16 protein-coding genes, 2 pseudogenes and 1 riboswitch are annotated in these 21,417 nt (G+C 64.1%); of the genes and pseudogenes, 5 read left to right on the forward strand and 13 right to left on the reverse strand.

The window, feature by feature from the left end; genetic code table 11:
* Nucleotides 1–212: 212 nt before the first annotated feature.
* Entirely contained in the window at nucleotides 213–872 is a 660-nt protein-coding gene (gene tenA, locus JOE27_RS04175) for a thiaminase II (RefSeq protein WP_046786182.1), read from the reverse strand.
* 2 nt (nucleotides 873–874) lie between these two features.
* Complete coding sequence (locus JOE27_RS04180; RefSeq protein WP_196996336.1) at nucleotides 875–1,522, reverse strand: TenA family protein; 648 nt, start codon at nucleotides 1,520–1,522, stop codon at nucleotides 875–877.
* A 78-nt stretch (nucleotides 1,523–1,600) separates the two neighbouring features.
* Nucleotides 1,601–1,714: riboswitch (TPP riboswitch) on the reverse strand.
* A 161-nt stretch (nucleotides 1,715–1,875) separates the two neighbouring features.
* On the opposite strand from JOE27_RS04180, the gene JOE27_RS04185 reads away from it, so the two are divergent.
* The 3 genes from JOE27_RS04185 to JOE27_RS04195 all read left to right on the forward strand — a co-directional run bounded on the left by JOE27_RS04185 (nucleotide 1,876) and on the right by JOE27_RS04195 (nucleotide 6,077).
* Complete coding sequence (locus JOE27_RS04185; RefSeq protein ID WP_204917989.1) at nucleotides 1,876–4,203, forward strand: EAL domain-containing protein; 2,328 nt, start codon at nucleotides 1,876–1,878, stop codon at nucleotides 4,201–4,203.
* Nucleotides 4,191–5,063: a phosphate/phosphite/phosphonate ABC transporter substrate-binding protein gene (locus JOE27_RS04190; RefSeq protein ID WP_204917991.1), complete on the forward strand. Its 873-nt coding sequence runs from the start codon at nucleotides 4,191–4,193 to the stop codon at nucleotides 5,061–5,063. The genes JOE27_RS04185 and JOE27_RS04190 overlap by 13 nt, the downstream gene beginning before the upstream one ends.
* 63 nt (nucleotides 5,064–5,126) lie before the next feature.
* Nucleotides 5,127–6,077: a site-specific integrase gene (locus JOE27_RS04195; RefSeq protein WP_174141186.1), complete on the forward strand. Its 951-nt coding sequence runs from the start codon at nucleotides 5,127–5,129 to the stop codon at nucleotides 6,075–6,077.
* On the opposite strand, the gene JOE27_RS24770 is transcribed toward JOE27_RS04195, so the two are convergent.
* On the reverse strand, nucleotides 6,067–7,116 hold the full coding sequence (locus JOE27_RS24770) for an SMP-30/gluconolactonase/LRE family protein (protein WP_231386510.1): 1,050 nt from the start codon (nucleotides 7,114–7,116) through the stop codon (nucleotides 6,067–6,069). The genes JOE27_RS04195 and JOE27_RS24770 overlap by 11 nt on opposite strands.
* A gap of 57 nt (nucleotides 7,117–7,173) precedes the next feature.
* Nucleotides 7,174–7,791: pseudogene (locus JOE27_RS24775) on the reverse strand (SDR family oxidoreductase); the annotation flags it as partial.
* A 269-nt stretch (nucleotides 7,792–8,060) separates the two neighbouring features.
* Here JOE27_RS24775 and JOE27_RS04205 point away from each other — a divergent pair.
* On the forward strand, nucleotides 8,061–9,032 hold the full coding sequence (locus JOE27_RS04205; RefSeq protein ID WP_046786177.1) for a LysR family transcriptional regulator: 972 nt from the start codon (nucleotides 8,061–8,063) through the stop codon (nucleotides 9,030–9,032).
* Here the strand turns inward: JOE27_RS04205 and asnB are convergent.
* From asnB to JOE27_RS04250, 9 genes and pseudogenes are all read right to left on the reverse strand, one after another.
* Entirely contained in the window at nucleotides 9,021–10,856 is a 1,836-nt protein-coding gene (gene asnB / locus JOE27_RS04210; protein ID WP_204917993.1) for an asparagine synthase (glutamine-hydrolyzing), read from the reverse strand. The genes JOE27_RS04205 and asnB overlap by 12 nt on opposite strands.
* Nucleotides 10,857–10,866: 10 nt before the next feature.
* On the reverse strand, nucleotides 10,867–12,252 hold the full coding sequence (locus JOE27_RS04215) for an amidase (RefSeq protein ID WP_174141184.1): 1,386 nt from the start codon (nucleotides 12,250–12,252) through the stop codon (nucleotides 10,867–10,869).
* A complete protein-coding gene (locus JOE27_RS04220) occupies nucleotides 12,239–13,234 on the reverse strand; it encodes an acyl-CoA synthetase (protein WP_174141183.1) in 996 nt (331 codons plus the stop codon). The genes JOE27_RS04215 and JOE27_RS04220 overlap by 14 nt, the downstream gene beginning before the upstream one ends.
* Nucleotides 13,231–13,515: an acyl carrier protein gene (locus JOE27_RS04225; protein ID WP_174141182.1), complete on the reverse strand. Its 285-nt coding sequence runs from the start codon at nucleotides 13,513–13,515 to the stop codon at nucleotides 13,231–13,233. Before JOE27_RS04225 ends, JOE27_RS04220 begins: the two co-directional genes overlap by 4 nt.
* Entirely contained in the window at nucleotides 13,512–13,919 is a 408-nt protein-coding gene (locus JOE27_RS04230) for a hypothetical protein (RefSeq protein ID WP_046786173.1), read from the reverse strand. Before JOE27_RS04230 ends, JOE27_RS04225 begins: the two co-directional genes overlap by 4 nt.
* 9 nt (nucleotides 13,920–13,928) lie before the next feature.
* Nucleotides 13,929–15,644, reverse strand: a complete 1,716-nt coding sequence (locus tag JOE27_RS04235; protein WP_204917995.1) for a prenyltransferase/squalene oxidase repeat-containing protein — start codon at nucleotides 15,642–15,644, stop codon at nucleotides 13,929–13,931.
* On the reverse strand, nucleotides 15,641–16,957 hold the full coding sequence (locus JOE27_RS04240) for a phenylacetate--CoA ligase family protein (RefSeq protein ID WP_204917997.1): 1,317 nt from the start codon (nucleotides 16,955–16,957) through the stop codon (nucleotides 15,641–15,643). The genes JOE27_RS04235 and JOE27_RS04240 overlap by 4 nt, the downstream gene beginning before the upstream one ends.
* Nucleotides 16,958–17,265: 308 nt before the next feature.
* A pseudogene (locus tag JOE27_RS04245) lies at nucleotides 17,266–18,393 on the reverse strand (glycerate kinase); the annotation flags it as partial.
* Between the two features lie 112 nt (nucleotides 18,394–18,505).
* Nucleotides 18,506–19,603, reverse strand: coding sequence for a sugar diacid recognition domain-containing protein (locus JOE27_RS04250; protein WP_115274760.1), 1,098 nt, complete (start codon nucleotides 19,601–19,603; stop codon nucleotides 18,506–18,508).
* Between the two features lie 215 nt (nucleotides 19,604–19,818).
* Between JOE27_RS04250 and JOE27_RS04255 the strand changes: the two genes are divergently transcribed.
* On the forward strand, nucleotides 19,819–21,339 hold the full coding sequence (locus JOE27_RS04255) for an apoptosis inducing factor family protein (protein WP_119687053.1): 1,521 nt from the start codon (nucleotides 19,819–19,821) through the stop codon (nucleotides 21,337–21,339).
* Nucleotides 21,340–21,417 lie beyond the last annotated feature (78 nt).

Here is a 21,417-nt window from a genome sequence, read left to right on the forward strand (position 1 = left end):
ATGGGCCCTTTTCAGTTTTGCTGCAGGCTTTTGTTGTTGTAATTGCTAGCGATGCCTGCGCAATAACCGGGGCGGCCGCGCTGAAGGCCCCGTGATTATCCTGTGACCGAAACAGTAGCCCCTATTCCAGGACCGTCCTGGCACATCCTCTGAACGACCTGCCGGTCACATTGTGCCGGCCCCGATTGAACCGGCACAAAACCTGAATTGGCTCAGGCAGCCCCATCCAGCCCCATCTGCCAGAAGTCGGCCTCCAGCCGCGAAGCCTGGCCAAAAATTGCCGCCAGTTCCACGAACCGTTGCTCGGTCATGCTGCGCGCTGCCAGTTCATCAAGGTGCTTGCGTGCTGCGGATGCCACGCTCTGGTAACCCTCGCCGGCGTATTCGCCAATCCACTCACGGTAAGGGTGATCACTCAGGTCACCGATGTGCGCAGCCAGCGTGCGGCCGATTTCGGCGTAGCCGATCACGCAGGGCGCCAACGCCACATGCAGTTCGAGCAGGTCACCGGCGGCGCCGCAATCAAGCACGTAACGGGTGTAGGCGACCGTGGCCTGGTGCTCCGGCGCGGCCTCGATATCGGCCTGCGACAACCCCCAGCGGGCGCACAGGCGCAGGTGCAGTTCGGTTTCGTCGAGGATGGCAGCCAGGCCAGCCTGAGCCGCGCGGATGTCGGCCGGCAGCCTGCTTTTATAAGCGGCAAGCGCCCAGGCACGGGCGAACTGGATGAGGAACAGGTAGTCCTGCACCAGGTAAGTCCGGAACGCGTCTTCGCTCAAAGTGCCCTCACCCATCTGCCGAACGAAGGCGTGGTCTACATAGCTCGACCACTGGGGCGCAGTGGCGGCCTTCAGGCGCTCGAAGATATCCATGCTCAGGCCTTTTGATCGTAGATGGCGTCGAAGAAGGCCAGCTCAAGCGCCACGGTGCGCTGGTAGAAGTCACTGGCCAGTGCCGGCTCCTGCGGGCCGACGCGGTCCAGTTCGGCCTGGAGGAAGGCGACGAAGTCCTGGAATGCCGCGTTGTCATGCAGGGTGATCCACTCGGCGTGGACGAAGTTGTCCGGCATTGGTTTTGGTGCCTTCAGCGCCCAATCCAGATACAGGCCTTCGGCAACGTTGAGCACTGCCAGCGCCGCCGCATAGGAACGGGTCGCTGCGGCTTCGCGCAGGATGGCCTTGAAGCCTGCGGTCGGCACGGTGTCCTTGGGTTCGGCGCGCTGCTGCGGGCTTACATCCAGCGCCTGGAAGGCACGCAGGAAATAGGTGTTTTCATCGCTACTGATCATCCCGGCAAAACGGCCGAAACGCAGGCGTGCCTCGAAGGTATCGGCAGTGGCGATGGCGGCGCCGAGCAAGGTCAGGAAGCTGTCGAGAAAACGGTGGTCCTGTACCAGGTAGCGGACCATGACCGGGTCCGCCACACTGCCGTTGCACAGTTCAGTGACGAAGCGGTGGCCGACTGCAGCCGACCAGGTCGCCTCGTTCTGGCGGCGCAAGGTTTGGGAAAAACGTTCGGTCATGATGCTGCACTCCATAGGGTGACAGCGAGGCCGTTACGGTGGGGCATGGAGCGGCCTCGCAGTGAGGCCGGCAAAAAGGCAGGTCGGCAGTCCCATCCCTTCGCCGGCATGATCCGGATCAGGTTCTAAGGGTCACCGCGCTGCAATGCCAGCGGTTTCTCAGCCCGTTGCCGGGCTCCCCTTGGTGGTGAGCAGGTATACCGCACCTTCAAGGGCATTGTCACGAGGCAAAACGCCTGGGCTGGAGGCCAACGCTCAACAGGGAAAATCATAGAGGCCAATAGCCACCAGTCATTAGCCTGTCATTTTACTGTCGTATTTTCGGGCTTCACCCAGGGTCGGGAATACCAGTCGTGATACGCCGTTTTCTCTCGTCAGCAGGCCTTCTGCGCCTTTTGATCCTGATGCTCTGCGCAGCCACCCTGACCTTTCTCTGGGGGTTGCACTTCAGCCAGAAGACCGCCGCACGCCAGGATGCGCTGACGGCCAAGGCGGCCGAGCACCAGAACCTCGCCAACATTGTCGCTGAAAGCCTGCGCCAACTGGTCGATCGTGCCCAGGCCGTAGGCCGTGTCACCCAGGACGACATGAAAATGATGCGCCAAGGCAGCCTGAGCCTGGCCCGGGTGCTGGCCGAAGACCCGGTATTCAAACGCATGAGCCTGTATGACAGGCACGGTCAATTGTTGTCGGCGAGCCATACCGATGAAGCTCCCCACCTGCCGGAAGAGTGGTTGCAGCAGCTGAAGCTGCACGTCGCGCATTACGGCTTCAAACCCTTCCTGCCACGCGTCGAACCGGGCTTCACCCCGCCCGCCATGCCGAGCTGGCGCCTGCCCTTCCTCTTGCCGCTGCCCAATGTACCAGGCCGAGAAATCGACAACATTCTGGTAGTGCAGCTCGACATTGGCTATCTCGCCGTGCTGTTCCAGCACATCGACCTGGGCGATACCGGGCTGATGCGCCTGCAGCAGGACGATGGCCAGGAACGCTTGCGTATCGATACCAGCGGTGTGGTCGTGGCCGGCGACGATTTCGAACCCGGCCTGCCAGCACCGGGCAGCGAGACGGGCCGGCTGGTGCAATTTGCCGCAGGCCACTCGTATCAGAGCCTTTACCGCCGTATCGACGAGCGCGGTTTCAGCATCATCGTCAGCCAGCGCATCGACGAAATCCTCGCGGCCTCTGCCCTGGCGTATTCGCGCCAGTTCTGGCTGAACCTGAGCATGACCCTGATGATCCTTGCCAGCCTGGCCTGGACCTTGCGCCTGCTGCGCAAGCGCCAGGAAGCCTTCAGTGCCCTTGAGCACGCACAACAGGTCAACCAGCAACTGATCGGGCGCCTGGAAGACGAACACCGGCGTAGCAGCCATGCAGCCGCCACCGACCATCTCAGCGGGTTGCATAACCGCCGCCAGTTCGTCGAAATAGCAGGCCTTGCACTGACCCACCAACGTGGCAAGCGCCGGCTGATGGCGATCCTGTTCATCGACATGGACCGTTTCAAGTCGATCAACGATTCGCTCGGCCACAAGATCGGCGACTTGCTGCTGCAGGCCGTGGCCGGGCGCATCCAGCGCCTGCTTGAGCCTGGTGATGAGGCCTCGCGCTTCGGGGGAGACGAATTCGTGGTGCTGCTGGCCGGTGAGCGCAGCGAGGAGCAGATCAATGTTTGGGTACGCGAACTGGTGCTGAAACTGTCGGCTACCTACGCCCTCGATGGCCAGGAAGTCAATACCAGCCCCAGCGTGGGCGTCAGCATCTGCCCGCGCGACGGTCAGGACATCGACAGCCTGATCCGCTGTGCCGATGCGGCCATGTATTCGGCCAAGCAGGCCGGGCGCGCCCAGTACCGCTTCTTCGACCCATCGTTGAACCTCTCCGACATCCAGGCCTTTGCCCTGGAACAGGCTTTTGGCTGCGCCTTGACCGAGCGCCAGTTCGTGCTGCACTACCAGCCGCAGATTCGCCTGGATACCCAGCGCGTGCTGGGGTACGAAGCCTTGGTACGCTGGGAGCACCCGGAATTCGGCCTGCTCTACCCGGACCGTTTCATAGACCTGGCCGAGCGCAGTGGCTTCATCATCGAACTGGGCTGGGAAGTATTGCGCCTGGCCTGCGAAGAACTGGCGCGCTGGGATGCTCACGGTCGCGATAACCGCCTTGCGGTGAATGTGTCGGCATTGCAGCTGCGCCAAGGCGATTTCAGTACCCGCCTGCTGGCCAAGCTGCAGCTCTACGGCATCGCCCCGCAACAATTGGAGCTGGAGATAACCGAGACCACCATTCTCGACCCTGAAGGAACGGCTGTCGGTCACCTGCACCGTTTGCGCGCAGCAGGTCTGGGCATCAGCCTTGACGATTTTGGCCGCGGCTACGCCGGCTTCGCTCACCTGCAATCACTGCCACTGAGCAAGCTCAAGATAGACCGCTCGCTGATCGCACCGTTGTCCAACAGCTACGACGACAGCCCGTTCGTCTCATCAACCATCATTCTGGCCAAGCGCTTGGGCCTGGAGGTTGTCGCAGAAGGCGTAGAAACCCGCGAACAGGTGGTGTGCCTGAAACTCGCCGGCTGCGATATCGCCCAGGGCTACCACTTCAGCCGACCGTTGTCGCCGGCCCAACTGCGCGACTACCCACCCTTCAACAACAGGGAGGAAAAGCCATGCGTGCTCTGACGGCCCTCGCCGGCCTGTTGTTTGCCCAGTTGCTGGCAACCAGCGTGCTGGCCGACTGTACGCCCCACAGCTTGCGCCTGGCCGTCATTCCGATCAAAAGCAGCGAAGACATGATGCGCGAGCATCAAGTGTTGCTGCAACGACTGAGCCACGCAGCGGGGGTGCCGGTGGAACTGGTGATCGCCGCGTCCTACGAAAGCGTGGTCGATGCCATCGTTTCCGGCGGTGCCGACATCGCCCGCCTCGGCCCTGCGTCCTATTTGCTTGCCCAACGCCGCGACCCACGTATAGAACCCTTTGCCACCTTCACCTTGAGTGGCGGGCCTTACACCGCTGCAGGCAGCCATTACCAGGCACTGCTGCTGACCCGCGCCGGCAGCCTTGAGGGGATCGAGCCTTTGCGGGGCAAGCGCGTGGCCCTCAGCGACCCGGCCAGCACCTCAGGCAGCCTGGTGCCCAGCGTCGAATTTGCAGGCCAGGTGGGGGCGCCATTGCAACAGTTCTTTGGCTCGCTGGTGTATGCCGGTACTCATGACAAAGCGCTGGACGCGTTGCTGCAGGGCCGTGTCGATGCCGCGTTCGTTGCAAGCGAGCGGGCCGATGCCTACCTGGCCCGGCATGGGTTGGCACCAGACAGGCTCACGGTGCAGTGGCGGTCGCAGCCGATCTACTACGACCCATACGTGTTCAGTGCCCGCCTGTGCCCGGCCCTGAAAAGCCGAATCCGCAAGGCGATGCTCGATGACCCCGAAGCCCTGGCGGCCTTCGTTACCGCCCAGGGTGCCAGTGGGCTGGTGCCGGTGAGCCAGGCCCAGTACGCGCCGCTGCGCCAGATGATGGATGCCGCGATACCGCGCTGAGTCAGAGGACAGATCAGTCATTAGGGTTTATTGTGTCGGCAACACACGCTGACACCCCCTCACATGACCGACATCGAGCGCTACGTCCGCGCCGCCACCCGTGACAACACCCGGCGCAGTTACCAGGCTGCCATCGAGCATTTCGAAGCCCACTGGGGCGGTTTTCTCCCCGCCACTGCCGACAGCATTGCCCGCTACCTGGCCGATCACGCCGGGCAGCATGCGGTCAGCACCCTGCGCCAGCGCCTTGCGGCCCTCAGCCAATGGCACATCAGCCAAGGTTTTCCCGACCCGACCAAGGCACCGCTGGTACGCCAGGTACTGCGCGGTATCCGCACCTTGCACCCGACGCCGCCGAAACAGGCCGCACCGCTGCTGTTGCAGCACCTGCAGACGGCTGTCGAGCGTTTTGAAGAAGAGGCCAGGCTGGCCCGCGAGCAGCATGACCTGCCAGCACTGCGCCGCGCCCGGCGTGACACTGCACTGTTGCTGCTGGGCTTCTGGCGTGGGTTTCGCGGTGACGAACTGGCGCGCCTGCGCGTGGAACACATCCAGGCCGAAGCCGGCGTGGGTATCAGCCTGTTCCTGCCACGCAGCAAAGGTGACCGTGAAGCGCTTGGCGTACAGCACCGCACCCCGGCACTCAAGGCGCTGTGCCCGGTCGCAGCCTACCTGCAGTGGCTCGAAGTGGCGGGCATTGCCCACGGCCCGGTGTTTCGCAAGCTCGACCGCTGGGGCAACCTGAGCGACACAGCGCTCAACAGCAACAGCCTGGTCGGCCTGTTGCGGCGCATGCTCGAACGGGCCGGCGTGCCGGCGGCGCTGTACACCGGCCACTCCCTGCGCCGCGGTTTTGCCACCTGGGCCACGGCCAACGGCTGGGAGTTGAAGTCGCTGATGAGTTACGTGGGCTGGAAGGATGCCAAATCGGCGTTGCGCTATATCGACTCGGCTCAGCGTTTTGGCGAACTGGCCGTATTACCGGCCAGCCAGGGGCAAGTGCTCATTCCTTGAACGCATAGCGGGGAATGCCGCCCACTTCCGGGCGAATCGCATACAGGTCGCCAGCGTCCGGGTAGTGGCGCAGTTCAGTCGGCGACATGCCGACCCGTGCGGTGGTGATGTACAGCGTACTCATGCCATCGCCACCGAAACAGCAACTGGTCGGGCGCGGCACCGGCATAACTACCTGTTCGGTCAAATGGCCGTCGCGGTCATAGCGCAGCAGGCAGCTGCCATTGAACTGACACACCCATAACCCGCCTTCACGATCCAGCGCGATACCGTCAGGGCGCCCCAGTTCGGCAGGCGTCTCGGCGAACAGGCTGACCTGCTCCAGGCGCCCTTCGGGCAGATACTCGGCGCGGTAGATCGAGCGTGCAGCGGAGTCGACGAAGAACACGGTCTGGCCATCGGCCGACCAGGCAATGCCATTGGGCAGCGCCATGCCGTCATGGATCACCACATCGTGCAGTTCGCCGTCGAAACGCAGCAGCGCACCGGTCTTGCCACTTGGCCCCTCATCCATCAGCCCGGTGACGAAGCGCCCCTGCGGGTCGCAGGTACCGTCGTTGAAGCGGTAACTCGGGCGGTGATGCACCGGCGCCGAGTACTGGCGCACCTTGCAAGACGACATATCCAGAATGGCAACGCTGGCATCTTCGGTGAAGATCAGGTTGCCCTGGTCGGTCAGTGCCAAGGCACCGATACGTGCAGCGGATTCATAGAGGTTCTCGACCTCGCCATCCGGTAGCAGCCGGTGAATCCGCCCGCCGGTGATATCGACGAAATACAACGCGCCCGTGCGCGCATCCCACACAGGGCTTTCACCCAGGTCGGCACGGGTGTTGGCGACCTTGGTCGGCACGTAGTGACATTCCTTGATGAGGCTCCAGCGTTCGGCCACTTCGCCCAGGCTGGAAGCCTCTACCCGCGCCAGGTCACGCGGGTAGCTCACCCCGCTGTTCTCGCTGAAACGCGTGGCGGTGAACTGGCCATTGCTGGCACGCAGGATGTACCCGGTATCCCGGCAAAGCGGGCTGGCCAGGTACAGAACGCCCGGTGTCACCCATTGCGGCTTGAGCTCTTCCGGCGGCTGGGTCACGCCCCACATCCGGGTTTTGGCCACCGGCGAGACCGCATTGACCAGGATGCCGTGTTCCAGCCCTTCCATGCTCAAGGCGTTCATGATGCCCACCTGGGCCATCTTGCCCGCCGAGTAGGCGACCAGGCCTGGCTGGGCATAGCGTTGATACATGGCGCGGTCCGAGGTGGTGAGGACTATGCGTGGTGCCTCGGCTTGCTTGAGGTGCTTCCAGGCATGCTTGGCGAGCCACACCGGGGCGTGCACGCTGATGCCCAGTGCGCGATCGAGAAACGCCTGTTCCTGTGTCTCGATGCCTTGGTAATCGACCCAACCGGCGTTGTGGATGAGAATATCCAGCGCGCCGAAATGCGCGATGGCCAGCTCCACCAGTTCGCGGCATTCTTCTTCGTTTTCCAGGTGGCCGACATGAGCGACCACATCGAAACCCTGGCCCCGCAGGGTTTCGAGTGCGACGCTGACCGCCGCCGGGTTCTGACCTTCGCCCGAGCGGTCAGTGCCCAGGTCGCTGATGACTACCCGCGCTCCCCGCGCGGCCAGCGCCATGGCGTAATCCAGGCCCAGGCCCTGGGCGGCACCGGTGACGATGGCGACTTTATCTTTGAATGGGTCTGTGCTTGGCATTGTAGAGCCCTTCCGATTCTCCTTTTTTACGATAACAATAAAAAAATCAATGACTTAATATTAAAAGCATGCAACTTTGATATCTTCTGGATATCACCTGAGACCCGCCACCTTCCGATGCACCCCGACCGGCAATGTCAAGCCCGGATGAGCCGTTTACAGCAGAGGCTTTGTCGCCGCGATGCCACGCACTATCATGGCCGCCTTGCAGGGTCGGCCGCCGGAGAACGCTTTCCCGGCCCCCGTTCGACTCGATGAAGGAACGTAGAATGATCGAGACACGTTTGCTCAGGCAGTTCATTGCCGTGGCCGAGGAGCTGCACTTTCACAAGGCAGCCATCCGCCTGCACATGGCACAGCCGCCCCTGAGCCAGGCGATCAACCGACTCGAAGAGAAACTGGGCTTCAGCCTGTTCCTGCGCAACAAGCGCGGGGTCAAGCTCACCGCCGCAGGCATGGCCTTCCTGGAGACCGCCTACCGTACCCTCAAGGAGCTGGAACAAGGCATCGAATACGCCCGCAATGTGTCCGAGGGCATCTGCGGCAAGCTGACCATCACCGCCATTTCCATCGCTTACTACGAGTCGCTGCTCAATACCCTGAAGAAATTCCGCGAAATCTACCCGAACGTGCGGCTGACCATCCGCGAAATGCCTTCGGCCTCCCAGGCCAAGGCATTGATGGCCGGTGAAGCGGACATCGGTTTCATGCGCAAGCTGCCGATGCCCCCAGACACCATCGAATCGAGATTGCTGCTCAACGAGCAGATCGTCATGGCGCTGCCCGCCAGCCACGCCAAGGTGCATCAACCTGTGGTCGACCTGCGGGATTTTGCCGAAGAGGACTTCGTCTTCACCCCGCAAGCGCTTGGCAGCGGTTACCACAGCCAGTTGATTGCGCTGTGCGAATCGGCCGGCTTCTACCCCAAGGTGGTGCAGGAAGCGGCGCAGATCCATACCCTGATCGGGCTGGTGGCCTGCGGTTTCGGCGTTGCCCTGGTGCCTGAATCGATTGCCTACTCGACGCTGCGCGAGCGCGTGCAGTTTCGCCCTCTGCGGCCGATCAAGGACCAGCCCACGCCGACCATGGGGCTGTACATGAACTGGAACATACAGAACGCCTCCCCAGCCCTGGGCAGTTTCATATCCATGCTCGACCTGGGGGCGCCACGGCGGTTTGTCGATACCATCCAGCAACCGTTGATTCTGGATGGCAGCGACAAGCACGAACTACACCGCTAGGCGGTATTCGCGCAGCCAGGCATCCAGTGCCAGAGCGGTCTCCAGGTTGTTACGGCGCAACTGTGAATTGAAATACCCCTCGGGCTGGCGCAGCTCAGCGCCCAGCCGCACACGGTCGATCACCTGGAACACCGGGCTGCCCGCCTGCGCCAGCAGGTGCCGGGCCCGCTCACGCAGGAACCGTTCATAGGCAAGGTTCGCCGAAGTCGGATAAGGGCTCTTGCGTCGCTGCAGTACGGCCGCTGGCAGGATATCGGCGCAGGCCTGCTTGAGCAGCCACTTCTCCACACCATCCTTGCCCTTGATCGACCACGGCACGTTGTACACGTACTCGACCAGCTCATGGTCGGTGAACGGCACGCGCACTTCCAGGCTGGCGGCCATGCTCAGGCGGTCCTTGCGGTCGAGCAGAATCGGCAGCCAGCGCTGCAGGTGCATGTGGCAGATTTCACGCATGCGCCGCTCTTGCGGGCTGTCGCCCGGCAAGTGCTCGACGCTGTCCAGCGCCTGGTGATAGCAAACGTCCTGGTAACTGGCAAAGTCGCACAGCCTGTTAAAGTCCGGGTTGATCAGCTCGGGCTGCAGCAACTGCATGCGCGAAAGCCACGGGAAACGCTGCGCCGCCAGCGCCTGCGGATCGCGGAACCAGGCGTAGCCGCCAAACACTTCATCGGCTGCCTCGCCGGAAATGGCCACTGTTGAATGGCGGCCGATGGCCTTGAACAGCAAGTACAACGAGGTGTCCACATCGCCGAAGGTGGCCGCCGAATCGTTGGCCCGGTACACCGCGCTGCGCGCAGGGTCGGCCACCAGTTCGCCGTTGTCGATGAGGATGGTCTGGTGGTGGCTGCCAATGTGTTCGGCAGCTGCCAGCGCGTAGGGCTGATCGCGTTCCGGGCGGAAGGTGTCGCTCTGGAACTGCTCGGCCTGGCCGACGAAATCCACCGAGAACGAATTGACCCTGCCCCCCTGCTCCGCCGTCAGGCGCTGTTGCGCCATGGCCGTGAGGATGGTCGAGTCCAGCCCGCCGGAGAGCAGCGAACAGACCGGCACATCGGCATGCAACTGCTCGCCCAGCGCTTTGCCGAGTAGCGCCCGGGTGCGCGCCACGGTGTCGGGCAGGTCATCTTGGTGCTCGCGCCGCTGCAACTGCCAGTAGCGGCTGAGTTTGGGGCGCCCGTTGGGCCGCCAGGACAAACGATGCCCCGGCGGCAGTTCGCTGACCCCGCGCAAGGCCGTGCGCGCCGTGCCGCGAGAAAGGCTCAGCGCGTCCACCAGCCCGACCACATCCAGCGCACTGGCGAACTCCGGGTGCGCCAGGATTGCCTTGATTTCCGAACCAAACAGCAGCCCCTGCTGGTGGTGGGCGTAGTACAGCGGCTTGACCCCCAGCCGGTCACGCACCAGCAGGAAGTGGCCGTCGCGCCCGTCGAACACAGCGAAGGCGAACATGCCGCTGAGGTGCTCACAGCACTGTTCACCCCATTCCAGGTAAGCGTGCAGCACCACCTCGGTGTCGCTGCGGGTATGGAACTGGTGGCCCGCCTTGCGCAGGCGCTCACGTAGAGCGTCGTGGTTGTAGACCTCGCCGGTGTAGATCAGCGCGACTTCCTCGCCACTGGCGCAGCGGTAGGTCATCGGCTGTACGCCACCGCTGAGGTCGATGATCGCCAGCCGTCGATGGCCCAGCAAGGCATTGCGATGCTGCCAGCTGCCACTGGCATCCGGCCCGCGCAGTGCCAGCGTATCGGTCATGGTGCCGATAACCTCGCCAGCTTGGGTCAGGTTGCGGGTGTAGTCCACCCAGCCTGTGATTGCGCACATGCTGTGCTCCTTACACCTGAAGACGACGGGTTGGAAGCAGGCCGGTCAGGGCCTGCAGGCGCTTGGCGATATCCAGCAACTGCCGCTCGCTGTCACGCCGGCCCATGATCTGCACGGCCAGCGGCGCCTTGCCGTCGGCACTCAGGCAAATCGGCACGGTAATGGCCGGCAGGCCGCTGAAACTGGCCAGCGGGGTGAAGCTGATCTTCTGCTCATAGCCGTCGTCTGCGGGCGAAGGGATGGTCGAGTCCCCTGGCTGCGGGTTGCGCCGGTCGAATGGCCGGTTAGGGTCCATGGGGAATACCACGAAATCCACTTGGGCGTTGTCGAACCAGGCCTCGATACCGGAACGGATCTTGTCCATGCGCTGGTGGATGCGCCGGTAGTCAGCGTCGCTAACGCCCTCACCCACTTTCAGGGCGCTGAGTGTCGACCAGTGCAGCTCGCAGTCGAAGCGCCGGGCCCAGGCAGCCGAGGCCAGCCACGCATCCCGTGCGCACAGCTGCCAGGCGTCGCCACGGCAGGCCCACAGGTCCGGCATGGCAACCTCAGCGGGCGCCATGCCCAGGTCTGCCAGTGCGCTGCGTGCCTGGCCCAGCATGTCGAGCATGGCCGCACTGGTCAGCGCCGGGTCCAGCGCGTGCTCCAGCATGGCGACCCGATAGCGCTCTTTGAGTGGCTGTTGCTGGCCGAGCAGTGGCTCCAGGCCCAGCAACGGGAACAGCAGGTCGAGGTCATCGGCGCTGCGGGCGACCCAGCCCAGTGCGTCCATGCGCGGTGATAACGGAAACACCCCGGCCAGGCTCTCGGCCTTCTGGGTCATGCGCAGGCCGACCATGCCGCAGTGCGAGGCAGGCCAGCGCACCGAGCCGAGCACATCGGTGCCCAACGAGATATCGCACAGCCCCGCTGCCACCGACACCGCCGAACCTGTGCTGGAGCCAGACGGATCGATGCTCGGGAAGTGTGGGTTACGACAGCCGGCGCCAAAGGCAATGTTCAGCTCGGTAGTGGCGACCTTGCAGGTCAGCGCGATGCGCGGGTCAAGGAAGGCCAGCGCCTCGGCGCTGCGCTGCGGGTAGTGGCGGTAGCTGCGCAGGCCCAGGCGGGTCGGCAAACCTTGCACGTCAACAGTGTCCTTCACGCCCAGGCGGTACCACGGTGCCTCGACCTCACGGGTGCTGGTCAGGCAACGGTAGTGGCTGTCGGCTTGCACGGACCATTGTGCGTACTGCGCTGCCCAGTCCGCTGCCAGGGCGGGGCTGCGCTGCAGCAGTTCATGGCGCTTGCGCAGGCTCAGGCCGAGGTATTCGGGCTGCTCGCGGCCGTGGGTGGCGTTGGCGCCGCAGTTGCTGAGGTAGTGGGCGATGGCATCTTGAGTGTCAACGTGGTTCATGGGTGTATTCCTTGACAGAAGTGGAAGCCGCCCACGGCAGAGGCTTGCCGGTGGCGGATAAAGGCAGGTCGGTGACACGGCGTACCGCAACCGGCCATGGATGGCCCGGCGATAGTTGGCGCAATGCCTCCAGCACCGCGTGTTCGGTGAGGGTGTCGCAGCTGTACAACACCTCGAACGCTTCGCCGCGCAGCGCATCGGCCACAGCAACGCAGGCCAGCGCCGGGCAATCCAGGCGCTGAGCAAGGTCACTGGCCAGACGGGCCAGGTCGACGCGCAGCCCATTGACCTTGATCAGGCTGCTGGCCCTGCCCAGCCACTGGAAGCGCTGTGCGTCCAGCGCCAGTACCTGGTCATCGCAGCAATACGTGGCTGCGGCGTGCGCCTGGCACGGCTGGCGGGCGATGCGCGGGCTGGCCACGTTCAGCGCACAGGGCTGGCCCGGGGGGCTGAGCAGTGTCACATCGCTCAGCAGCGTCCAGGGCTGCTCTGCATCACTGTGCGCATCCAGCTCGCGGTAAGCCATGGCGCCGGTTTCGGTGGAACCGAGCAGTTCGACGAAACGCACCTGTGGCCCGGCATGGCGCTGCACCGTGGCCAGAGCCCCCGGCGGCAGCAACGAGGCGCTGTGCACCACCAGTACCGCACGCCGGGCACTCAGCCGGGCCAGCAGCGCCGGCAGCACGCGCCAGGTACTGGCAATGGCGAGAATCACGCACGGACCGTCCCCGTCGAGCGTTGGCATGCGTTGCTGCTCCAGCGAGCAGGCGTGCAACCGGGCGTTCAAAACCCTCGCACCGACCTCGCCAAGGATCATGCCGTAGCTGTGGCTGACTGGCGCAAACGAGAATATCTCCCGTGCATCGGGCGCCCAACGGCCGAGAATCAGCGTTGCCTCGCGCTCCATCTGCACCTGGCTGCGCAGCCATTGCCGGGGCGCACCGGTAGAGCCGGAGGTGGTAAACAGATGCTCGGCGCTCACTCGGTGGCCTGCAGGGTCAGTTGGTCTTCCAGTTTTTGCCCGACGAATTGCTCCATCTTTTCCAGGGTTTCGAACCAGAAGCGCACATCATCGCTGAGGTAGTCCACTTCGATGTCGAAGCAGCCCTCGATGGCGGTGATCACTTCCACAGCCATGAGGCTGTCGAAGCGTTCGCCGAGAAAGTCACGAAAACTGTCGCGTTTATCGATGGCGTCGACGTGCTCGCCAAGCAGCTGGGCGAGGGTGTGGCGGATACGCTGTTCAATGCTGAGGTCGTTCACGAGCCGGTCTTTCCTTGTTGATGGGCAGCGTTGGTCAATTCCGCTCCGGCACTGAAGAACACGTGCTCGGGCAGGATCGGGTCGAAGTGCAGGTAGATGAAGGCATTGGGGTAATGCGTGCGCAGGCAGCCGTGCAGGCCTTCAGCCAGCGCCTGGTGAGCCTGCCGGTCGCGGGCCTGTGACAGGGTGATGCGCACATGGAACTGCGCCGGTGCACCGTCGCGGTCGGCAACGGGCATCGGCATGCCGGCGCTGAACACACTGGCCTCAGGTAACGGGTTGAAGAACACCATGCAATGGGCGGTGTCGGCGCCCAGTTGCTTGAGCTGGCGGGTAAAGGCCAGCGCCAGGCGCTTGCGCTCCAGCGCTTGCAGCGGTGCACAGCAAACAGTGAGGGTGGGCATGGCGGCTCCTTACGACAGCTGCAAGCTGGGCAGTTGCTGGCGCTGGCCTTGGGCAAAGGCGTCGAGCAGGCGGCCCAGGCAGGTGGACAGCGCATCGACCCCTTGCAGGAACAAAGGCGACCAGGCATGGCCGGCAGCGCCGCGCACCTTGTCGAGGAAAAAGCGCAGGTGGGCAAGGTCCACCGGCAGGCCCAGGTCGGCAGCCAGTGCCACGGCCTGGTAGGTGCTGAGCAGGTCGGGAATGCGCTGCCCCTGGTTGGCGAAGCCGCCCTGGCGCACTTTGTGCGCAGCCAGTAACCGGGCGGCAGCCTCAGTGACGTCGTTGCCGATATGGGCCAGGCAGGCCAGTGCCTGCAAACCGGCGCGCAATGACACTTCGCCACGGGGGAACGATGCGTAGCCATGGGCCTGCCGGCAGCTGACGACGTAGCGTTCGATGGCCGCGAGGTCTACGCCGCTGTCATCGCCCAATTGCCGCAAGATCGACACGGCCGATGCGGTGGACACCATGTCCGAGCCGCGCCCCTCCCAGAAACCGAAGCCGCCGTCAGGGTTCTGCAGCGAGGCCAGCCAGCGGCCGATCGCCTGGCGGGGCCCTGGCTGGCCAGCGAAGGCACCTGCTGCAAGGCCCCAATTGGTACAACGCACCTCGGCACCACGGCCTGGCATGTACATGATCCCAGGCTCGTTGGGCATCTGGCAGCCTTCGATCCAGCGCAGGGCCGCATCGCGCGGCTGCTGCGCCAGGCTATCGCCCAGCACGGCAGCCGCGGTGGTCAGCACGTCGGCGGCGGTATCGGCCCGGCGATACGAATAGCCGCCCTGGGGCATCGACAACGTAGCGATGAACGCTGCCACGCCATCGGCCAGGTGCGCCACCGGCTCTCCCAGTGCTTTTAGCGAACCCAGTGCGCAGAACGCCGCCCAGACATCCTCACCGTCATAACCCGCCCAGCGCACGAAGGCACCGGTCGGGCCGCGCAAGGCATCGATCCATTCAGCGCAGCGCTTACGGTCCAGCGGTTGCGCCTGCAATGCCGCAAGGCTTGCGGTGGCGCGATAGGTCGCCCACAGGCACGGCACAGCCGCCGCTTCGCTGAAGCGGAAGCCACCGCAATCCATCTGCTGTGCCTGCAGCCAGCCGATCAGGCGTGGCAGGTTCCATTGCGGCGCCGGCAAGCCCTGGCGAGCCAGCGCTCGCGCAGCCATCACGCCGTAGAAGCAGGCACGGGTGTCGGCCAGGTTGCGTCGGGCGAAATCCGCCGACCAGCTCAGGCCACCATTGGCACACTGCAACCCCTCGAGCCAGGCATACAGGGGCTCGGTGTCCCGCACCTGGCCATGGCACACTTCGATCAAGGTGCGCAGCGCATAGTGGCTGGCCCACACGTCCGCCGTCTGGCCCGGGCACATGGCATAGGCGTCGCCATCGAACAGCGTAGCGATCCAGGCCGCTGTTTCGTCGCACTGTTCAACGCCAACGCCCAGGTCGTGCAGGGTTTCGGTGCAATAAAACGTGGCCCAGGCATCGGAGGGCATCCCCTTGCTCCAGGCAAAGCCGCCATCGCGGTTGCGCCGAGACAGGATGTAGGCCTGTAATACCGGTACATCAACCTGCTCAAGGCGCCCAACCCAGGCCAGGCTGCGTATGGCCGCATAGGTGCACCACAAGTCCGGTTGGCCGTTGCCCAGGCCCTGCCCCAGAGGGAATCGTGGCGGCGTCATTGCTGGCCACCGACAAAGCGCAGGTTGGTCTTCTTCCAGCTCTTTTGCGACCCGCCACTCTTGTTCAGCGCCGACAGGTTGTTGACGAACAGTACGCGGCTCCAGCGCAGCCCCATGTGCTGCTCGCAGCGCTCCAGCAAATGCGCTTGCAGGCGCGCTTCCTGGCTGCTGTCCCAGACGACGTCACGCTCGAGGATAAGCGCGGCGCTGTCGGCCTGGCGGTCCACTTCGATGACATAACCTGTGGCATCGCAACTGCCGTACACCACCTCCTCGACCGCGCGGATCTCAAGGCCTACGCCAGCCACGCGGACGCTATCGCTGTCACGCCCGTTGATCAGCAAGGCCGGGCTGACCTGGCCTGGCTGCCAAGGCGAGGTGATGGTCACGCTGTCACCGGTGTCCAGACGCAACAGCGGGCGTGCATACAGGTTGAGCGGCGTAACGACGAGGCGGCCCGTGAGCCCCTCGGCCGGGGTGACCAGCTTGCCGTCGGGCAACAGCAGTTCGAAATAGTTGGTGGCAGTGGCCAGGCGCATCTGCACGTCCTGGCCCACTGCGGCCAACGTGCCGGTTTCGGTACTGCCGTAGCTGGCATCGAAAACATCGCATTGCCACCAGCGCGCCAGGCGTTCGCGCAACGGCTGGGTGTTGACCTCGCCAAGCAGCATGATCGAGCGCACCGACTCGGCGAAGCTGTGCAGCAATCCGCGCTGTTTCAGGTAGCGGGTCAGTTGCACCAGCACACCCGGGGCAATGAACAGGACCGTAGGCCGATACGTGTCGAAGGTGTTGCACACCCGCTCCCAGTCGGTAATACCGGTGGTAAAGGGATAGAGGCGCACGTGGGAAACGTCCAGGTACTCGCAGACGTTGGCGATCAGGTCACCTACCGGCACGATGTCCGATGGCATCAGGTTGGCCACCCGCGAACCCGGGCGCAGCACTGCCCGCCAATAGCTGGCGACACTGACGGCATTCCAGATGATGTCTTCTTTCAAACGCGGGGTCGGGGTCGGCTCGCCAGTCGTGCCGGTGGTGGCGTAATACTTGGCCGCCTCGCCCAGTTCCACCGTGCAGAACTCGAGCGGCTGGCCTTTGAGCAATGCCTTGGCGGTTACAGGCAACTGCTGGAAGGCCGGGAAACTGTAAGGACCTATGTTTGCGTAATGGGCGCTGTGTTGTGCTCGCGTCCAAATTGCTTGCAACTTGCGTTCATAAAATGCGGCGTCGGGGACATGCCCCGCCTGCAGCTGAAGCTCGCGTTCCGCGGCCTTCAGCACGCCGTAATCCTGGTCGCTGTGAACTAACATCGACTCGCCCTCTCGAATAAACAGCGCAGAGAATTGGCGAGCGTCCGGCTCAAGTAAAATACTTATTTGAAACCGCCGGTGATAGTCACGAGGTATTATTCAGCAACTTCAGCGGGTAAAACCTGATCAGCAAGTGCGATTTTTCCGAGCGCTATTCATTCCTCGCGCCGTGGATCCGGTGGGATATCAGACAAAGATGTTTTGGGTATTTCCGGGGCATGCCACGGGCTTTTTTCAGCAACCTTGAGACCGAGCGCCGCACACGCGGCGCATCGCCATGGGTTTGCCGCAGACGCTTCAGCGCCCGTGGCGCAACGCCATACCCGCGCAACATCACTGGCCCGGGCCCGCAACAAGTGCGCGGCATCGGCGCAGGCCTGCTCCAGGGTCATCGGCCCGCTGGCCAGGGCGAATGCCGCATCGATACCGTGCGCATACAGCTGCTGATAGCCTTCACCCAAGGTGCCCGCCAGCACCACCACCGGCACCCCATGGCGCTTGGCGACACGCGCCACCCCCATCGGCGTCTTGCCCCGCAGGGTCTGGGCATCGAAGCGGCCCTCACCGGTAATCACAAGGTCGGCACCTTTCACCAACGCATCGAGGCCGGCCAACTCCGCCACCACTTCCACGCCCGGGCGGAACTGCGCCCCCATGAAGGCTTTGGCCGCGAACCCCATGCCGCCGGCCGCACCACACCCTGGCTGTTCCCGAACATCTTGGCCCAGTACCTGCGCACAATGGTCGGCAAAGTGGCCCAGCGCTTTGTCCAGGGCCTGGACCTGCTCGGGGCTGGCACCCTTTTGTGGCCCGAAGATCGCCGAAGCACCATTGGGCCCACACAGGGGATTGTCGACGTCGGCCGCCACTTCGACCTGAACCTGCGCCAGGCGCGGGTCAAGGCCGCTGGCATCGATACGTGCCAGCCCGGCCAGGGCCAGGCCGCCCTCTTCCAGTGGCTGGCCATCGGTGTCCAGCAAACGCAGGCCAAGGGCACGCAGCATGCCGCTGCCGCCATCGTTGGTAGCACTGCCGCCGATTGCCAGGACGATGCGCTGTGCCCCTGCGCTGAGCGCGGCGTCGATCAGTTCGCCGGTGCCCCAGGTGCTGCTGCGGCAGGCATCACGCTGCGCACTTGGCACCAGTTGGATACCACTGGCCTGGGCCATCTCGATGATCGCTGTGCGGCTTTCGGCCAGCCAGCCCCAACCGGCCTGCACCCACTGGCCGAGCGGCCCGCGAACGGTCTGCCGGCGCAGTTCGCCGTGGCTGGCAGCGACAATCGCCTGCATGGTGCCTTCGCCACCATCGGCCATGGGGCACTCGAGCAGCTCAGCGGTCGGCAGCGCCTCTGCCAGGCCGGCGGCGATGGCACGGGCGACACCGGCAGCATCAAGGCTGTCCTTGAACGAATCGGGGGCGATGACGATTTTCATGGGGATTCTCCTGTCCAGATGGCCGCATGCTGACAGTTGTCCGGCGTCGGGGCCTCGGTCGGATGCACAAACCGGCCGACAGGTTGTTTGGGCAAATGCCTTTTTGCCCAGGTCAATCCGCTGGCAACAGCTGCAACCCCAGATACAGGCTCAACATGCCCTCCAGGCGCAACGGGTCGACCTCGCCCAGCTCGGCAATGCGCTCCAGGCGGTAGCGCAGGCTGTTGCGGTGAATCCCCAGGGCATCGGCGCAGGCCTGGCTCTGGCCATCATGCGCGCACCAGGCACGCAGGGTGGCGAGCAACTGCCCGCTGGCATCCTTGGCACGCACGCGGTGCAGCGGCTCAAGCAGCTCATCCAGCGCATCTTCATTGCGGTGGCGCCACAACAACGCCGGCAGACGGTAACGCGCAAGGCTCAATAACTGCTCGCCTGGCAACACTTCGCGGCCATAGGCGAGCAGGTCACGAACCCGCCGGTAACCGCGGCGCAACTGCTCAAGGCTCTGCGCCGGGCTACCCAGCGCCATGCGCTGGATCTGCCAGCCGCTGCGCTGCACGCGCTCGAGCAGGCGCACCTCATCCAGCGCCACCCCGGCCGGGCGGCACCACAGCAAGGAATCGCGTGCCGGGCTCACGCACCAACTGTCCGGGTAACGGCTCATCAACCAGGCAGCCAAGGCCTCGGCCGCCGGGCCGGCACGCAATTCGAACAAACACGGCACCCGTGGCAACTGCGGCTTCAGGCCCAGTTGCTGCGCTTCGTCCAGCAGCCGCGGCGAGTCGCCCGTACCACCGAGCAGCAACGCCAGCAGGTCATCACAACGCTGGCGCCGCCATTGCTGTTCAACCTGCAAATGGCGCTGGGCCAGCAGCATTTCAGCGGTCATGCGCACCAGTTCGCCGTAGGTGCGCAGTTGCTGTGGGTCACCCGTCAGCCCCAGCACGCCGATCAGCCGCCCATCGAGCATCAGCGGCAGGTTGACCCCCGGCTGCACGCCTTTGAGGCACTTGGCGGCGTCTGCATCCAGCTCGACGATCCGGCCATTGGCCAATACCAGCTGCGCACCTTCGTGGCGGGTGTTGATGCGCCCTGGCTCACCACTGCCCAGGATCAGCCCCTGGCTGTCCATGACATTGACATTGCACGGCAGAATGGCCATTGCCCGATCGACAATATCCTGCGCCAAGTCATGGTCCAGTTCGAACATTCGGTGGTCCTTGAGGGTATTGGGTTTTGGTCGCGAGCAGGCGCGGCACAGGCGACCTTGGCGCAAGAAGCCCGATCATGGCACACGGCTCTATCGCTGACCAACGCCGAACACGCCCCTCATGAAGCATGGCGCTCCTTCCGGCCGTCAGATCACTGCATCACCCTCTCATCCGAGGCGTCAAATGGTTCCAAGGCCCCCTTTGGAGAATATTCATGACTCAGCACGCCGTGGCTCGCCTCGAGCAACTCGACCCCAAGCGCCCCCTTCGCGTACAAGCCGGCAGCGAAGAAGTGATCCTGATTCGCAGCGCCGGGCAGGTCCGCGCCTATCAGGCCAATTGCCCGCACGCCGGAGCGCCGCTGGAAGAGGGCGTGGTATGCAACGGCCTGCTGGTCTGCCCCTGGCACAAGGCCGCTTTCGCCGTTGACGAAGGCGTGGTCTGCGAGCCGCCGGCCCTGGCAGACCTGCGCCGTTACCGCGCATGGGTCAAGGATGGCGAAATCTGGGTCGATGACCAGCCTCTGCCGCATCCCGAGCCACCGCGTCACAGCGATGCGCGCTGCTTCGTCGTCATCGGCGCCGGTGCCGCAGGCTCGGCGGCGGTTGCCACGCTGCTGGCCCATGGGTTCGGCGGTCGCCTGGTGTGGCTCGACCAGGAGCGGCAACCGGCGTATGACCGTACTGCGCTGAGCAAATTCGTGATTGCCGGCGAAATGCCGCCTGATGAAGTGCCAGCGCTGCTTGACGCTGACCAGTTGCGCACAGGCCAACTGGAACGGCGCTCGGGCAAGGTGCGCCTGCTGGATGCCAAAAAGCGCCAGATCACCCTCGCCGACGGCCAGCGTATCGATTATGACGCAGCCTTATTGGCCACTGGCGGCAAGCCGCAACGCCCTGACCTGCCCGGTGCAAGCCTGGCAGGCATCGTGACGCTGCGCTCGCGCGAAGATGCGGCGCGCCTGCTCGATGCCGCCGAACCCGGCCAGCCCGTGGTGATCGTCGGTGACGGGTTCATCGGCCTGGAGGCCGCATCGGCATTGCACACGTACGGCGCACAGGTCCACGTGGTGACCCGCCACGAGGTTCCGCTACGCATGCAGTTGGGTGAACGCATTGGCCGCTCGATTCGTGCGCTGCATGAGCGTGAGGGCGTGATGTTCCATGGCCCGACCGACGTCGAGCGGTTCATCGGTGCGCAACACGTCGAAGCCGTGCTGCTGAGCAATGGCGATAAGATCGAAACATCACTGGTCTTGCTCGGCACCGGCGTCACGCCTGCCACTGCCTTCGTGCAGGGCGTGCAATTGGCCGAGGACCACTCCATAGCGGTCGACGCCGAGCTGCAGGCCGCCGACCGGCTGTGGGCGGCCGGTGATATCGCGACCTTCCCCCTCACCGGCCGCCCGGTGCGCATCGAGCACTGGCGCCTGGCCCAGCAACACGGTGTCATAGCTGCCGCCAACATGCTGGGCGAGCAACGCCGGTATGAAGACGTGCCGTTCTTCTGGACTTATCAGCATGGGCGTACCTATGAAGTACTGGGGCATGCGCGCGACTGGGACCGCATCGAGTTTGTCGGGGCGCCGGAGCAAGGCGATTTCATTGCCTTGCAATGTGCAGGTGAGCGGGTGGAGGCTGTGATCGCCAAAGGCTATTCGGATGCCATGGCGCAGTTGTCGCAGCGTATGAAGCGGTCACTGAGCCTGGCTCAGGCGCTTGAGTTGATCGGCTGAACGCATTCACCCCGCACCAGGCCGGCTGCCGATCATGCAAAAATCAGCTATGGTTTTCTCCACCTCAAATAACAAGAA

This window comes from Pseudomonas sp. M5, from assembly GCF_016907075.1.
Classification (GTDB): Bacteria; Pseudomonadota; Gammaproteobacteria; order Pseudomonadales; family Pseudomonadaceae; genus Aquipseudomonas; species Aquipseudomonas putida_E.

Coding starts and splice junctions, on each gene's coding strand:
- tenA (WP_046786182.1), bottom strand. CDS start 872: ATGGATATCTTCGAGCGCCTGAAGGCCGCCACTGCGCCCCAGTGGTCG.
- JOE27_RS04180 (WP_196996336.1), bottom strand. CDS start 1,522: ATGACCGAACGTTTTTCCCAAACCTTGCGCCGCCAGAACGAGGCGACC.
- JOE27_RS04190 (WP_204917991.1), top strand. CDS start 4,191: ATGCGTGCTCTGACGGCCCTCGCCGGCCTGTTGTTTGCCCAGTTGCTG.
- JOE27_RS04195 (WP_174141186.1), top strand. CDS start 5,127: ATGACCGACATCGAGCGCTACGTCCGCGCCGCCACCCGTGACAACACC.
- JOE27_RS04205 (WP_046786177.1), top strand. CDS start 8,061: ATGATCGAGACACGTTTGCTCAGGCAGTTCATTGCCGTGGCCGAGGAG.
- asnB (WP_204917993.1), bottom strand. CDS start 10,856: ATGTGCGCAATCACAGGCTGGGTGGACTACACCCGCAACCTGACCCAA.
- JOE27_RS04215 (WP_174141184.1), bottom strand. CDS start 12,252: ATGAACCACGTTGACACTCAAGATGCCATCGCCCACTACCTCAGCAAC.
- JOE27_RS04230 (WP_046786173.1), bottom strand. CDS start 13,919: ATGCCCACCCTCACTGTTTGCTGTGCACCGCTGCAAGCGCTGGAGCGC.
- JOE27_RS04235 (WP_204917995.1), bottom strand. CDS start 15,644: ATGACGCCGCCACGATTCCCTCTGGGGCAGGGCCTGGGCAACGGCCAA.
- JOE27_RS04240 (WP_204917997.1), bottom strand. CDS start 16,957: ATGTTAGTTCACAGCGACCAGGATTACGGCGTGCTGAAGGCCGCGGAA.
- JOE27_RS04250 (WP_115274760.1), bottom strand. CDS start 19,603: ATGTTCGAACTGGACCATGACTTGGCGCAGGATATTGTCGATCGGGCA.
- JOE27_RS04255 (WP_119687053.1), top strand. CDS start 19,819: ATGACTCAGCACGCCGTGGCTCGCCTCGAGCAACTCGACCCCAAGCGC.